This window comes from Janthinobacterium sp., from assembly GCF_031995485.1.
Taxonomy (GTDB): domain Bacteria; phylum Pseudomonadota; class Gammaproteobacteria; order Burkholderiales; family Burkholderiaceae_D; genus Janthinobacterium.
The window spans coordinates 1-14,068 of record NZ_DAMAGB010000037.1 but is presented as its reverse complement, the minus strand read 5'-3'; the positions used below and the strand labels follow the sequence as shown (position 1 = coordinate 14,068).

The window sequence follows — 14,068 nt, the reverse complement described above, 5'->3', positions numbered from 1 at the left end:
ACTAACGAATATCGGCCAGTCCCGGCGCATAGGCAGGCAGTTCGCGCGATGGCGGCCCGGGCACGTGCGCCGGATCGGGCTTTAACAGCAGCAACTGCTCATCGAGCACGCGAAACTCCAGCGGGTTGCTCATGTAGCTCACCTCGCCATCGGTCGCCACCTTGATCTTGCGCCGCCGCGACAAGGTGCGCACCTTTACCTGCATGTGCGTAAAACTGAAAGTCGCCAGCTGGTCGGCATGATCCAGGCGCCCCAGCTGACCCAGCGCGCCATGCAGCAGCAGCCACAGCATGCCCAGCCTGCCTTTGCTGCGTGGCGCGACCGCTGCCAGCCGGCCATCCTCCAGCGCCGCGCTGAGCGGCGGAATGCCGACCTGCTCCATCTGCAGGCGGTTATTGCCGACAAAAAACGTTGCAGTGCGCATGCGCTGCAATTTGCCGTCCAGATTCAATACCAGCCGCAGGCGGCGATGGGGACTCAAGATGGTTTTCAGGGCCGACAATGCCGCCACCAGGCGGCTGCGGCCAAATTGCTTCTTGTCCACTTCGCGCTCTTCCAGCAGCTTCGGATACAGGCCGATGCTGGCATTGACCAGGAACACGCGGTCGTTGACCATGCCCACCTGCACCGGATGCAGCCGCGCCCCCAGCAGCGCATGCACCGCCTCGCTCAACTCTTCGGGGATGCCGTGGGTGCGGCCAAAATAATTGAAGGTGCCTTGCGGCAGCACCCCGAACGCGCAACCATGCGCGATTGCCTGGCGCGCCACAGCATTGATGGTGCCATCGCCACCGGCCGCCACCAGCACCCCGCCCGCGTCGGCTGCCTGCCGCGCCAGCCGGGCGGCGACCTCGTCGATGGTGCCCGGCTCATCGATCATGGTCAGATGAAACTCGCGTCCAGCGGCGCCCAGCACCGACTCGATGGTCGAACGCCGCTCCTCGGTCTCGTCATGGCCGGAACCGGCATTGAGCGCGATGAAAAACGGGGCGTCGGGTGCAACAGCAGTGGTTGGCATGGCAGGGTCGCTTCATTCATCATCACCGGGGCGGTGCATGCACATATCGTAACGTGAACAGTGGTGTGGGCTATGGGCGGTAGCGTACGCAAGCGACAAATCGACGGCCGCCTGGCAAGCCTCAGCGCGCCGCCACCGTCATGCGCCTGCCAAGACAAAGGCACAGCAGGCCGGTTGCGACAAACGCGCTGTCGAAGCCGATAAACAGCGCGCGCTCCGGCAGGCCCGCCAGGCAAGCATCGGCCACCGGCAGCGCGCACCACAGCGCTGCCGCCAGCCACCACAGAGTGCGCCAGGCTGCCGCGCCGCCGCGCCGCGCCGCGTAGAGGGCGGTGGCGGCCCAGCACAGGAAAAAAACGTGCACCTCCCACTGCGCGCGTTCGGCCAGGCCCAGCGGCAGCAGCCGGTTGGCAAGCAGGAAGCCGGCCACCGCTGTGACGAGCCCCGCCACGCAGGCCGCATTGCCGGCCTGCGTAAAACGCAGCCAGGCCTGCGAGGCGCCGGGCCTGTTGCGGCGCTTGACCGTCCACAGTACCAGCCCGGTGGCGACCATGGCCGCGCCCAGCATGCTGCTGAAGAAATACAGCCAGCGCAAGGCCGGATCGGCATAGCGCCCGAGGTGCAAGCCGTAAGCGGTGCCCCACGTGGCGAGGGCCGGGCTGCTGCGCGCGCGCTCGGCCAGCAGCGCGCCGTTCGCGCCATCGAACAGCAGGTATGCCGGCGCGACCGAGATCCGCCCGCCATCGCCACGTACGATCGCCACGCGCGATGCCGCGTCACCCGGATGGGTGACGATCACGCGGCCGATATTGCCGGCGCCCCAGCGCAAGCTGGCCTGCGCCATCAACGGCGCCAGGTCAACCGGCGCCGCCGCCACGCCGCTGCGGGCCGGCGTGTCGAACCGCGCCTGCATCGCCTGCGCCATGGCGGGCCTGGCCTGCTGCTGGCCGAAGGCGGCCAGCGCGCCCCACGGCAGGTAGGTCAGCATCAGCGTGACCAACCCCGTATAGACGATCATCAGGTAGAACGGCAGGCCCAGCACCGAGCTGACGTTATGGGCGTCGAGCCACGAGCGCTGGCCCTTGCCGGGCCGGAAAGTGAAAAAGTCGCTGAAAATGCGGCGGTGGACGATCACGCCGCTGACCAGCACCACCAGCGCCATCATCGCGCACAGCCCGACGATCCATCGCCCCAGCGTGCCGGGCAGGTAATGCAGAGAGAAGTGAAAGTAATAAAAGAACTCGCCGCCGTGGGTGGCGCGCGGGTGCAGCACGGCGCCGTTGACGGGGGACAGCAACACCCGTTCGCGGTCGCCGTCAGCGCCGTGCTCCCACGCAGCCTCGATGACGTTGTTGCGCGGCCCCGGCAGGTCGAACTGCCACCGGTCGGCGCCGGCCGCCTCGCGCGCCAGGGTGGCGAGCGCATGCTGCGCTGCCGCCGCCTGGTCGAGCACGGCCGGCCGCACCGGCAGTTCCGGGCGCAGCCACTGGGTCAGCTCCTCGCGGAAGTAGCTGATGCCGCCAGTGATGAAGATCGCGTACAGCAGCCAGCCGGCCAGCACGCCGGCCCACACGTGCAGGCCGGCCATGCTCTGGCGCAGGCCGGGCGCCTTGTCTTCCATCAGAAGCGGTAGCTGGCGCTCACGTTGACGGTGCGCTCGGCGTTACGGTAGCAGAACTTGCCGTCGCAATCGAGCAGCACCTGCTTGTCGAGCACATTGTTGAAGTTGAGCGAATAGCGCCACGATGCCTGTTCCAGCCCGAACGCCAGGTCCACCATGCCGAACGACGGATTGGCGAGATGGACGTTATCGTAGTCGAGCGACGAGCGCGCCTTGCCGTAGTAGCGCAGGCCCAGGCCGGCGTTGGCCAGCCAGGTGTCGTTCAGTTTGTGCTGGTATTTGGTCCAGACCGAAGCGCTGTGCCTGACCGCGCCCTGCTGCGGCAGGCCGCGATCGCCGTTGTTGCTCTCGGTAATCTCGGTGTCCAGGTAGGTGTACTGCGCCACCACGCTCAGGTTGCGTGCCAGGTCGGCGCGCGCTTCCAGTTCCAGTCCGCGCGAGCGCACTTCGCCGCTCTGCACCAGCGAGTCCGGATCTTGCGAGGCGGCGGTGGTGACGTTCTTGCGCACCAGGCTGAACACCGACGCCGTGTAGCTGACATTGCCCTGCTCGGGCTGGTAGCGCAGGCCCGCTTCGAGCTGGCGGCCGCTCGACGGCTTGAGCATATTGTTATTGATGTCGCGGCCGATCTCCGGCGAGAACGAGGTCGACCAGCTCAGGTACGGCGCCCAGCCCGACGGCATCAGGTACACCGCGCCCACGCGGCCGGTGGTCTTGCTGGCGCTCTGGTCGTAGCTCTGTTTCGAGGTACCGGCCAGCGGCAGCTCCTGGGTGTTCGAGTTTTCGGCGCGGTCGCGGCGCAGGCCGGCCGTCACCACGAACTGCTCCCACTTGACCTGGTCCTGCAGGTACAGGCCAAGCTGCGTGAGCGGGTAGCGCTCGTTGCGCGGATTGGTGGACGCCACCGGCGCCTGGCGCCCGCCGTATACCGGGTTGTACACGTCCAGGCTGGGCATCGGCGAGATCGCATACGGAAAGCGGTCGATGGTCTTGTTGTCCGCGTAGTCCACGCCGAAGAGTACATTGTGCGCCAGCGCCCCGGTGCGCAACGCGGCTTGCGCGCGGGTATCGGCCTGCAGCCCGCGCCAGTGCGAGCTGCGCGGATAGAACAGGCGCGTGATGGTGCCATCGGCTTGCAGCACGCGCGGGAACACATTGGTCTCGTCGCGATCCAGCCTGGTGTAGCGCACGTTCTGCTGCACGCTCCAGATGTCGTTGAAACGGTGCTCGAACTCGTAGCCGATGGCGACATTCTCGCGTTTCCAGCGGTTGTCGCGCCCGCCCATGTTCAGGCTGGGCGCAGGCTGGCCGCGCAGGCCCGGGTTTTGCAACTGGTTGGGCCAGGCATAGGCCTGGTTGTCCTGCTGGTATTGGGCCAGCAGGGTCAGGCGGGTGTTGTCGTCGGGTTGCCAGCTGACGGCCGGCGCGAAAAACACGCGGTCGTCGCGGTCGAGATCGAGCCGGGTGCCCGATTCGCGCGCCAGCATCGTCACGCGCCAGGTCCAGGCGCCTTGCCCGTCGATGACGCCACCCAGGTCGGCCTTGATCTGCTTGCGGTCGTAAGTGCCATACTCGACGCCCATCTCGCGTATCGCGCTGGCCGATGGCCGCTTCGACACCGCATTGATCATGCCGCCCGGTGGCGACTGGCCGTACAGCACCGAGGCCGGGCCGCGCAGCACTTCGAGCCGCTCCAGGCCATACGGCTCGATCGGCGAAGCATAGGCGCGGCCCGAGGTCAGCAGGCCGTCGCGAAAGATGCCGGCCGTGCCCAGTTCGAACCCGCGCAGCATCGAAAATTCATCGACCGCCCACGGTTTCATGTTGGGCGTGACACCGGCCGTGTAGCGCAGCGCCTCGTCCAGGGTCTCCACCTTGCGGTCCGCCAGCTCGTCGGCGGTCACCACCGAGACCGATTGCGGATTGTCGATCAGGCGGCTGTCGGTCTTGGTGGCGGTGGCGCTGCGGCGGGCCATGTAGCCGTCCACGTGGCCGAGCGCCGTTTCGCGCGTGCCGCTGACAGTCACCGCCGGCAGCGTTGGCAACGCGGCTGCGGCTGCCGTGCCGGGGCGCACTGCCGTCTGCGGCGCCGCGCCCTGGCGCAGGACGAACCGCCCGGCACCCTGCGGCACCGCTTCCAGGCCGCTGCCGGCCAGCAGGCGCGCCAGGGCGTCCTGCGGCGCCAGCGTCGCCTGCACGCCGGGGCTGGTCCTGGCGGCGGTAAGGGCGCCATCGGCGGCCACGTATACGCCTGACTCGACCGAGAAGCGGGCAAGCACGGCGTTCACCGGGCCGGCGGGAATATCATAGGTGCGCGGCACGGCGTCGGCGGCGCAGGCCAGGCTGGCGGTGGCGGCCAGCAGGCCGATCAGGGTGCGGGAAGCGAAATGAGTCATGGGAGTCAGGCGAGCTTTCGGAAAAGGAGGATGTCGGTCTTCACAGAGCTTTCCGAAGCAGGCGGCAAAAAGGGAACCGCTTTTCCAAAATAATTATTTCGGCGCCACCGTCACCCACCATGGCAGGGTAAATCTCACCTGCACCGGCAGCGCGGCCGCCAGCATGGCCAGCGCCTGGCCGGTATCGCGCAGGGGGAAGGCGCCCACTACTCGCAAGCCGGCGATCGCCGGATCGCAGCCCAGGTGGCCCGGCCGGTAGCGCGACAGCTCCGCCAGGAACTGCGCCAGTGGCATGTCCTGGGCGATCAGCATGCCGCGGGTCCAGGCCTGGCGCACCGGGTCCAGCGCACCGCTGGCGGCGATGGCGTGCCGGGTAAAACTGGTTTGCTCGCCGGCCGCCACTACCCGTGCCAGCGCCGGCGCTTCACGCGGTGTAACCTGAACCCGCCCTTCGCTCACTTCCAGCTGGGTATGGCCGTCGAACTGGCGCACCGCGAAGCGCGTGCCGAGCGCGCGCATGGCGCCCTGGCCGCTGTGCACGATCAGGGGCCGCGGCGGGTAGACATCATCGGCATGGGTTTCCACCAGGATCACGCCCTGGTGCAGCACCAGCAGGCGCTGCCGGTCGTCATAGCGGGCATCGAGCACGGTATCGGTATCGAGCCAGAGCCGGGTGCCGTCAGCCAGCACCACCTGGCGGCTCTCGCCCACGCCGGTGCGATGCGAGGCGCCCAGGCCCGCCACCAGCGCCTGCACACTTTCCTGGCGCGCTACCTGCCAGCCCGCGCCCACGGTGAGCGCCGCCAGCGCCATGGCCTTGAGCAGCTTGCGCCGTTGGCTCACCTGACTGGCGGCGTGCAGGGCGGCGCTGGCGGCCTGCGGCGCTTCGCGCGCGATGGCCACGCCGTCGCTGATCGCCTCCACCCGGGCCCAGGCCTGGCGATGGCCGGCGTCCGCCGCCAGCCAGTCCTGCCAGCGGCGCCGTTCGTCGTCCTCGACGCGGCCCGAGCGGAAGACGGCAAACCATTCGGCGGCCTGCTCCAGCGTGGCGTAGGGTATCTCCTGCTCGTGGCGGCGCTGCATGGACGTCAGGCCAGCGCGGCGCGGAAATCGGCACCGGCCGACAGGCAGTGCAACATGGCCTGCGCCATGTATTTCTTGACCATCCTCTCGGACACGCCGAGCCGCGCGCCGATCTCGGCGTAGGTCAGCTCGTGCAGCTGCGCCAGCAGGAAGGCCTGGCGCGGCTTGTCGGCCAGGGTGGCCAGGATGCGATCGACCTCGATCAGCGTTTCAAGCACAATGGCCTGGTGCTCGGCCGACGGCTGGGCCGCTTCCGGACGCTCCAGCATCGCGGCCACCCACACCCGTTCGATTTCCGCCCGGCGCCAGTGATCCACCACCAGCCCCTTGGCGATGGTGGTCAGATAGGCGCGCGGATTTTGCCCGGCATCGAACTCGCGCGGACGCACCACCAGGCGCAAGAACGTGTCCTGCGCCAGGTCCTGCGCGGTAAACAGGCATCCGAGCTTGTTGCGCAGCCACGTTTGCAACCAGTCATGGTGCTCGGCGTACAGCGTGTGCAAGTGTGGCTGCCCGGAGGAAGATGCCGCCATGCGTGGTCACCATAGTTGAGAATAATTCTCATTATTATAGGGTCATTTGGCGCGGGGCTACAAGCGTTGCGAGGTGCTCGGCATACCGTCGATGTGTACCGTATCGTCGCCGGGCTGCGAGACTGGTGTGGTGTACACGGCGGCCGACCTGCGCGCCGGATTTGGCAACCGACAGGGAGAGGTGGGGCGACAGGCAACCGAGAGCGCTGGCTGCATGATCGGCGATGTGGTGGGCAACGCCCGCCGGAACGGCAATGCTACCCATGTCACGCTCCTTGAAAACGGCTGAAAACAGCATCAGGCCACATGGCGAAGCTTGAACAGGCAACAAAAAACCCGCTTACCTTTGCAGATAAACGGGCTTTTTGATGAATCTTTGGTGCCGCTTGCCGGAATCGAACTGGCGACCTTTTCATTACGAATGAACTGCTCTACCAACTGAGCTAAAGCGGCGAAGACCCACATTCTACAAACAATGCACAGAATTTGCTAGTGTCAACACGAACTTTTTTGCGCAGTGTGGGGGAAAGCGCCTGCTTACTCCTGGTGGTAGGCCGTCACGCGGGCCACTTCGTCTTTCGAGCCCAGGTAGACCGGCACGCGCTGGTGCAGCTTGTGCGGGGCGATGTCCATGATGCGCTGCTGGCCGTCGGTGGCGGCGCCGCCAGCCTGTTCGACGATGAAGGCCATCGGATTGGCTTCGTACATCAGACGCAGCTTGCCCGGCATCGAGGTGTCGCGCAGGTCGGCCGGGTACATGAAGATGCCGCCGCGGTTCAGGATGCGGTGCACGTCGGCGACCATCGAGGCGATCCAGCGCATGTTGAAGTTGGTGCCGCGCGGGCCGGTGTCGCCGGCCAGCAGTTCGTTGACGTAGCGCTGCACCGGCGGATGCCAGTGGCGCGCGTTCGACATGTTGATGGCGAATTCTTTCGTGGTCGGCGGGATCTGGATATTGCTTTGCGTGAGCACCCACGAACCCATTTCGCGGTCCAGCGTGAAGCAGTTCACGCCATTGCCGAAGGTCAGTACCAGCATGGTTTGCGGGCCGTACACGGCGTAGCCGGCGGCAACCTGCTTGGTGCCGGCCTGCATGAAGTCCTGCTCGGTCGGCTGGCCCATGCCTTCCGGCGCTTTCAGTACCGAGAAGATGGTGCCGATCGAGACGTTGACGTCGATGTTCGACGAGCCGTCCAGTGGATCGAACAGCAGCATGTATTCGCCCTTCGGATAGCGGTTCGGGATCGGGTGGATCGATTCCATTTCTTCCGACGCCATCGCCGCCAGGTGGCCGCCCCATTCGTTCGCTTCGAGCAGGATCTCGTTGGAGATGATGTCGAGTTTTTTCTGTACTTCGCCCTGCACGTTTTCCGTGTCGGCCGTGCCCAGCACCTCGCCCAGCGCGCCCTTGCCGACGGCGTGGCTGATGGTCTTGCAGGCGCGCGCGACGACTTCGATCAACAGGCGCAGTTCGGCCGGGATGCTGTTGTTCGAGCGCTGTTCTTCGACCAGGTATTGCGTAAGACTGATGCGTTTCATGAAACCCCTTTGTTGGTTATGTCGTTATTTTAAATTGTCTCTTGTCGTGTTTGTCGCTGTGCTTGTCGGCTTACGCGCCGTTGGCGCCAACCCGACCTACGAATAATGTGGCCGCGCAGGTCGGATTAGCCCGCAGGGCGTAATCCGACATATCGTATCAATTCGCCAATGCCTTGGACACCACTTCCATCACGTCGTTCGACAGGCTGGCCTGGCCAGCCACTTGCTCCAGCGCGGCGCGCATATGGGTTTGCAGGGCGGGCAGGTAGCGGCGCCAGCGGTCCATCGAACGGGCCAGGCGGGCGGCCACTTGCGGGTTCAGCGCGTCGAGCGCGATCACCTGTTCGGCCCAGAAAGCGTAGCCGCTGCCGTCCGGCGCGTGGAACTGCGACGGGTTGGCGTTGGTGAAATTGAAGATCAGGCTGCGCGCGCGATTCGGGTTTTTCAGCGTAAAGGCCGGATGCGTCATCAGTTCGCGCACGGCCGCCAGGTCGGTGGTCGGTGCGGCGGCCTGCATGGCGAACCATTTGTCGACCACCAGCGCCTCGCCCTGGAAGTCGCCATAGAAGCTGGCCAGCGCCGCTTGCGCTGCTTCCTGCGCGCCGGAATGAATCAGCGCGCCCAGCGCCGCCGCGCGGTCGGTCATGTTGCCGGCATCGGTGAACTGCTGCTGCGCCAGCGCCAGTTCATCGGCTTGCGGCGCGATCAGCAGATACGACAGCGCCAGGTTTTTCAATGCGCGCTTGCCGGCCGACAGGGCATCGGGACTGTATTCGCCCGGCGTCTGGTTGGCGTGGTATTGCGCCAGCAGTTCCGGTTTCAGGGCGCTGGCAATCGTGCGGCGCATGAACTGGCGCGCCGCATGGATCGCCTGCGGGTCGACCTGCGCCATGCGCTCGGCGATGATGGTTTCCGATGGCAGGATCAATGCCAGCTCGCGGAAGGCCGGGTCCAGCGTCTCGTCGGCCAGCAAGGCGCGCTGCGCTTCAATAAAGGTGTCGTCCAGCGCCAGCTCTTCGCCGGCGGCCACGTGCGCGGTGAGTTTCAGCAGGCGCGCCATGGCCAGGCGCTGGCCCGCTTCCCAGCGGTTGACCGGGTCGCTGTCGTGGCGGAACAGGTGCAGCAGTTCGGCGTCGGTGTACCCGTATTCGAGCACCACCGGCGCGGAAAAGTCGCGCAGCAGCGACGGCACCGGCAGCTCTTCCACATTGGTAAAGCGGAAGGTCTGCCAGCTTTCGGTCAGTTCCAGCACCGCGCTGGTGCTGCCATTTGTCTCGACGCCGTCGACCTGCAGCGGCAGATCGCGGCCATCGGCGCCCAGGAGGCCCACGGTGACGGGAATATGGAACGGCAGCTTCTGCGCCTGGCCCGGCGTGGCGGGGCAGCTTTGCTGCAGGGTCAGTTCAAACGTCCTGCTAGCCGCATCGTAGCGCGAGTCGGCTTTCACCACCGGCGTGCCGGCCTGGCTGTACCAGCGCTCGAACTGGGTGAAGTCGCGGCCATTGGCGTCGGCCATGGCGGCGCGGAAGTCGTCGCACTGCACCGCCTGGCCGTCGTGGCGTTCGAAATACAGGTCCATGCCCTTGCGGAAGCCCTCGCGGCCCACCAGGGTCTGGTACATGCGCACTACTTCCGCGCCTTTTTCGTAGATCGTGACGGTATAAAAGTTATTGATCTCGACGAACGAATCGGGACGCACCGGGTGCGCCATCGGACCGGCGTCTTCGGGGAACTGCGCCTGGCGCAGGGTTCGCACCTGGTCGATGCGGGTCACGGCGCGGCCGGTGTCGGTGCCGATCATGTCGGCCGAGAATTCCTGGTCGCGGAACACGGTCAGGCCTTCCTTCAGCGACAGCTGGAACCAGTCGCGGCAGGTGACGCGGTTGCCGGTCCAGTTGTGGAAGTATTCGTGGCCCACCACTGCCTCGATGCCGGCGTAGTCGACGTCGGTGGCCACGCGCGAATTGGCCAGCACGTACTTGGTGTTGAAGATGTTCAGGCCCTTGTTTTCCATCGCGCCCATGTTGAAGTCGCCGACGGCGACGATCATGAAGCGGTCCAGGTCCAGTTCCAGGCCGAAGCGCTCTTCATCCCAGCGGATCGAGTTTTTCAGCGACTGCATTGCGTAGTCGGTCTTGTCCAGGTTGCCGTCTTCGACCCATACCTGCAGCAGCACTTCGCGCCCCGAGTTGAGCGTGTAGCGCTCTTCCTGGCACACCAGGCGCGCGGCAACCAGCGCGAACAGGTAGGAAGGCTTCTTGAACGGGTCTTCCCACTTGGCGTAATGGCGGCCGTCGCCAAGATCGCCCTCTTCGATCAAATTTCCGTTCGACAACAGCACCGGATACTGCTCCTTGTCGGCGCGCAGCATGACGGTGTATTTGGCCATCACGTCCGGGCGGTCCGGGAAGAAGGTAATGCGGCGGAAGCCTTCCGCTTCGCACTGGGTGAAGAAATTATGGTTCGACACATACAGGCCCGACAGCGAGGTATTGTCCTGCGGCGCGAGGATGGTTTCGATATCGAGTTCGACCTCGTCGGGCGCCTTTGGAATCGTCAGCATGCTGGCCGTCAGCTTGTATTGCGACGGTTTGAGCACCTTGCCGTTCAGGCGCACCTGCACCAGTTCGATATGTTCGCCGTGCAGCTCGATGCTGCGGCTGGCGCTGTCGGGGTTGTGACGCATGCGGATCCGGCTCGCCACTACCGTGCGGGCGGGATCGAGATCGAAACCCAGTTCCACGCTGTCGACCAGGTAGCTGGGCGGCAGGTAGTCCTGGCGGTAAATCGTCTGAGGGCTGTCTGTGCGCATAGGATGATGTGGGAGCGGAGGCAAAAGCCTATTTTACCAATACCAGCCCGCAGCGTGCCTGATTTGGCAACGATTTGCGCCGTTTGCGCAAATGAATTGGGGGAACTGCTAACCACCGAACACACAGGGTAACAATCTGTAATAATAATCAGCACTGCAATGGCGTAGTCTTACACTGTAAAGCGATAAATTGCGTCAACCAAGTGGTTGCTCGCATATTGAGGAGATTCGGCAATGAGATACCTGGCCATATTAATGACTGCGCTGACGGTGCTGCTGACCGGCTGCGCCACCACTATCCGCAGCGACGTGACGGCTTTCCACGACTGGCCGGCCCAGTTGAACGACAAATCGTATGTCTTCGAGGCGCCTGCCGCCGAAGACGATACGCTCGAATACCGCAGCTACCAGAACCTGGTGCGCGCCGAACTGGCCAAGCATGGCTTCGGCGAAGCATCGGGTCCTGACGCTGCCAAGCTGCGCGTGGCGATGAGCTTTGGCACCACCGATATTGCCGAACGCGTGCTGCAGGCCACCGACCCGTTCTGGTATGGCCCCGGCTACTGGCCTGGCCGCTACGGCTACCGCTATGGCGCGTGGCCAGGCTACGGCCGTTTCGGCTACAGCCCGTTCTGGGGCGGCCCGATGGAAGTGGAAGAAAGCGTGCGCTTCAAATTCGACCGCAAGCTGCGCATCACGATTAATGAACGCAGCGGCAGGAAGCTGTACGACGTGAGCGTGCATTCGACCAGCGGCAAGCGCGCCACGCCGCAAGTGATGCCGGCCATGGTGGCCAGCGCCTTTGCCGACTTCCCGGGCCGCAGCGGCGTGCCGCGCCAGGTGGAAGTCCAGGTTCAGTAAACCAGCGCTGTATTGAAAAACCGGCTGGCGCCATGAAGTGCCAGCCGGTTTTTTTACGCCTGCAGTTTTATCGATAGTAGGCTTCGGCCGCAAGCGTGATCACGCCGATCAGCGCCACCGCCAGTACCAGCACGATCAACAAGCGGCCGAATTTGGGGCTGCCATCGTCCTGCGCGCTCATGGCACGATAATCGTCGAACCGGAGGTCTTGCGCCCTTCGAGGTCGGTATGGGCCTGCACGATATCGGCCAGCTTGTAGCGCTGGCGCACTTCCACCTGCACTTCGCCGCTGCTGACGACGCCGAACAGCGAGGCGGCCATCTCTTCGAGCTTTTCACGGTCCGACGCATAGCTGAACAGGGCCGGGCGCGTGATGAACAGCGAGCCGCGCGAAGCCAGTTCGGACAACGCAAACGGCGGCACGGGACCGGACGCATTGCCGAAGCTGACCATCATGCCCAGCGGCGCCAGGCAGTCGAGCGAACCGGTGAAAGTGTCCTTGCCGATCGAGTCGTACACCACCGAGACGCCCTTGCCGCCCGTGATTTCGCGCACGCGCTCGACAAAGTTTTCCGTGTTGTAGTTGATGACGTGGGCCGCGCCATGGGCCAGCGCCAGCTGCGCCTTGTCGTCCGAGCCGACGGTGCCGATCAGGTTCACGCCCAGCACTTTCGCCCACTGGCAGGCGATCAGGCCCACGCCGCCGGCCGCCGCATGGAACAGGATGGTGTCGCCCGCCTTCAGCGCCACCGTGCGGTGGAACAGGTACTGCACCGTCAGCCCTTGCAGCATCATGGCGGCGGCCGTGTCGAAACCGATGCGGTCGGGCAGCGCCAGCAGCAAGGCCGCCGGAATATTGCGCTGCTCGGCATACGCGCCATTGATGCGCGCCGCGTAAGCCACGCGATCGCCCACCTTGACGCTGGTGACGCCCTCGCCCACCGCCTCGACGATGCCCGCGCCTTCCACGCCCAGCCCGGCCGGCAGCAGTTGCGGATACAGGCCGGTGCGGAAATACACATCGATGAAATTGAGGCCGATCGCCTCGTGCCTGACGCGCGCTTCGCCGGGGCCGGGCGGCGCCAGCTCCACGTCGACATACTCCATCACTTCGGGGCCGCCCGTGCGGTGCATGCGGATGGCTTTCGTGGTTATCGCTTCTGTCATCGTCATCTCCTGAATATGAGGGTCAAGCCGCTGCCTGGGCAGCGGCACTGGCCTGGGCTTGCAGTTGCGACAGCACCAGATGGGCTGTCGACAGATTGGTGGCGCACGCCACATTGTGCACGTCGCAGGCGCGCACCAGCGCGTTGATGTCCGGCTCGTGCGGCTGCGGCGTCATCGGGTCGCGCAGGAAAATCACGCAATCGATCAGGCCTTCGACCAGCAGCGCGCCGATCTGCAGGTCGCCGCCGAACGGGCCAGAATGCTTGCGCTCGACCGCCAGGCCCAGTTCATTGATCAAGCGCCCGCCGGTGGTGCCGGTGGCCGTCAGTTCGCAGGTAGCCAGAAAGTCCCGGTATTCGCCCGCCAGGGTGATCATGTCATCTTTTTTCTTGTCGTGGGCAATCAGGGCGATGCGTGTTTTCATGGTGGTGCCGTCTCTTTGGTTGGAAGGATTATTTTTTCTTGGAAAGCAGGTAGATGCCGGCCAGGACCAGGCTGGTGCCGGCCAGTTGCCAGCCGGTGATCGGCTCGTCCAGGATCATGGCGCCCAGGAACAGCGTCGACACGGGGCCGATCATGCCGGCCTGCGAGGCGACGGGCGCGCCGATGCGCTCGACGGCGATCATGGTCATGAACACCGGCAGCACCGTGCAGAAGATGCCGTTCACCAGCGACCAGCCGTACACGGGCAGCGGCTGGATCAGCATGCCGACCGGGCGCAGGATAAAGAACTGGGCGATGCAGGCAAAGCTGGCCACGCACATCGCATAGCTGACCAGCCGCATCGCGCCGATGCGCTTGACCAGCTCCCCGGAACCGAGCAGGTAGACGGCATACGAACAGGCCGACCCCAGCACCAGGGTCGAGCCCAGCACGATATTGCTGGCGCCCGCCTGCAGATCATGCACGAACACCAGCACGATGCCGCAATAGGAGGTCAGCAGCGCCAGCCATTGCAGGCGGCTGATGGCGTGCTTGAAATATACGGTGCTGATCAGCAGCACGAAAGTGGGCGTAAGGAACAAGATCAGCCGCTCC

11 protein-coding genes and 1 tRNA gene are annotated in these 14,068 nt (G+C 65.1%); 1 reads left to right on the top strand and 11 read right to left on the bottom strand.

All coding sequences use genetic code 11. The annotated features are described in order from the left end of the window. Window position 1 precedes the first annotated feature (1 nt). The 8 genes from RTQ46_RS18930 to pepN all read right to left on the bottom strand — a co-directional run bounded on the left by RTQ46_RS18930 (window position 2) and on the right by pepN (window position 11,002). Window positions 2–1,018, bottom strand: coding sequence for a diacylglycerol kinase family protein (locus tag RTQ46_RS18930; RefSeq protein WP_312439030.1), 1,017 nt, complete (start codon window positions 1,016–1,018; stop codon window positions 2–4). Window positions 1,019–1,139: 121 nt separating this feature from the next. Beyond that, complete coding sequence (locus RTQ46_RS18925; RefSeq protein ID WP_312439029.1) at window positions 1,140–2,639, bottom strand: PepSY-associated TM helix domain-containing protein; 1,500 nt, start codon at window positions 2,637–2,639, stop codon at window positions 1,140–1,142. Further along, complete coding sequence (locus tag RTQ46_RS18920; RefSeq protein WP_312439027.1) at window positions 2,639–5,035, bottom strand: TonB-dependent siderophore receptor; 2,397 nt, start codon at window positions 5,033–5,035, stop codon at window positions 2,639–2,641. Before RTQ46_RS18920 ends, RTQ46_RS18925 begins: the two co-directional genes overlap by 1 nt. Window positions 5,036–5,128: 93 nt before the next feature. Next, a complete protein-coding gene (locus RTQ46_RS18915; RefSeq protein WP_312439026.1) occupies window positions 5,129–6,118 on the bottom strand; it encodes a FecR domain-containing protein in 990 nt (329 codons plus the stop codon). 5 nt (window positions 6,119–6,123) lie between these two features. Next, window positions 6,124–6,651: a sigma-70 family RNA polymerase sigma factor gene (locus RTQ46_RS18910; RefSeq protein ID WP_312439024.1), complete on the bottom strand. Its 528-nt coding sequence runs from the start codon at window positions 6,649–6,651 to the stop codon at window positions 6,124–6,126. Window positions 6,652–7,028: 377 nt separating this feature from the next. After that, a tRNA-Thr gene (locus RTQ46_RS18905) sits at window positions 7,029–7,104 on the bottom strand. A gap of 84 nt (window positions 7,105–7,188) precedes the next feature. After that, a complete protein-coding gene (locus RTQ46_RS18900; RefSeq protein ID WP_312439023.1) occupies window positions 7,189–8,190 on the bottom strand; it encodes a class 1 fructose-bisphosphatase in 1,002 nt (333 codons plus the stop codon). A 157-nt stretch (window positions 8,191–8,347) separates the two neighbouring features. Then, a complete protein-coding gene (gene pepN, locus RTQ46_RS18895; protein ID WP_312439021.1) occupies window positions 8,348–11,002 on the bottom strand; it encodes an aminopeptidase N in 2,655 nt (884 codons plus the stop codon). A 255-nt stretch (window positions 11,003–11,257) separates the two neighbouring features. Between pepN and RTQ46_RS18890 the strand changes: the two genes are divergently transcribed. Next, a complete protein-coding gene (locus RTQ46_RS18890; protein WP_312439019.1) occupies window positions 11,258–11,863 on the top strand; it encodes a DUF4136 domain-containing protein in 606 nt (201 codons plus the stop codon). 177 nt (window positions 11,864–12,040) lie between these two features. On the opposite strand, the gene RTQ46_RS18885 is transcribed toward RTQ46_RS18890, so the two are convergent. The 3 genes from RTQ46_RS18885 to RTQ46_RS18875 all read right to left on the bottom strand — a co-directional run. Continuing rightward, the gene (locus tag RTQ46_RS18885) at window positions 12,041–13,030 is read right to left on the bottom strand and encodes a quinone oxidoreductase (RefSeq protein WP_312439017.1); all 990 of its coding nucleotides are present in this window, start codon (window positions 13,028–13,030) and stop codon (window positions 12,041–12,043) included. A gap of 22 nt (window positions 13,031–13,052) precedes the next feature. Beyond that, on the bottom strand, window positions 13,053–13,454 hold the full coding sequence (locus tag RTQ46_RS18880; protein WP_312439015.1) for a methylglyoxal synthase: 402 nt from the start codon (window positions 13,452–13,454) through the stop codon (window positions 13,053–13,055). Window positions 13,455–13,482: 28 nt separating this feature from the next. Then, window positions 13,483–14,068: EamA family transporter (locus RTQ46_RS18875; protein ID WP_312439013.1), on the bottom strand; the 586-nt coding region annotated here is incomplete at its 5' end.

Excerpts from the sequence above, each read along its gene's own strand:
- RTQ46_RS18930 (WP_312439030.1), bottom strand. The coding sequence starts at position 1,018 with ATGCCAACCACTGCTGTTGCACCCGACGCCCCGTTTTTCATCGCGCTC.
- RTQ46_RS18925 (WP_312439029.1), bottom strand. The coding sequence starts at position 2,639 with ATGGAAGACAAGGCGCCCGGCCTGCGCCAGAGCATGGCCGGCCTGCAC.
- RTQ46_RS18920 (WP_312439027.1), bottom strand. The coding sequence starts at position 5,035 with ATGACTCATTTCGCTTCCCGCACCCTGATCGGCCTGCTGGCCGCCACC.
- RTQ46_RS18915 (WP_312439026.1), bottom strand. The coding sequence starts at position 6,118 with ATGCAGCGCCGCCACGAGCAGGAGATACCCTACGCCACGCTGGAGCAG.
- RTQ46_RS18910 (WP_312439024.1), bottom strand. The coding sequence starts at position 6,651 with ATGGCGGCATCTTCCTCCGGGCAGCCACACTTGCACACGCTGTACGCC.
- RTQ46_RS18900 (WP_312439023.1), bottom strand. The coding sequence starts at position 8,190 with ATGAAACGCATCAGTCTTACGCAATACCTGGTCGAAGAACAGCGCTCG.
- pepN (WP_312439021.1), bottom strand. The coding sequence starts at position 11,002 with ATGCGCACAGACAGCCCTCAGACGATTTACCGCCAGGACTACCTGCCG.
- RTQ46_RS18890 (WP_312439019.1), top strand. The coding sequence starts at position 11,258 with ATGACTGCGCTGACGGTGCTGCTGACCGGCTGCGCCACCACTATCCGC.
- RTQ46_RS18885 (WP_312439017.1), bottom strand. The coding sequence starts at position 13,030 with ATGACAGAAGCGATAACCACGAAAGCCATCCGCATGCACCGCACGGGC.
- RTQ46_RS18880 (WP_312439015.1), bottom strand. The coding sequence starts at position 13,454 with ATGAAAACACGCATCGCCCTGATTGCCCACGACAAGAAAAAAGATGAC.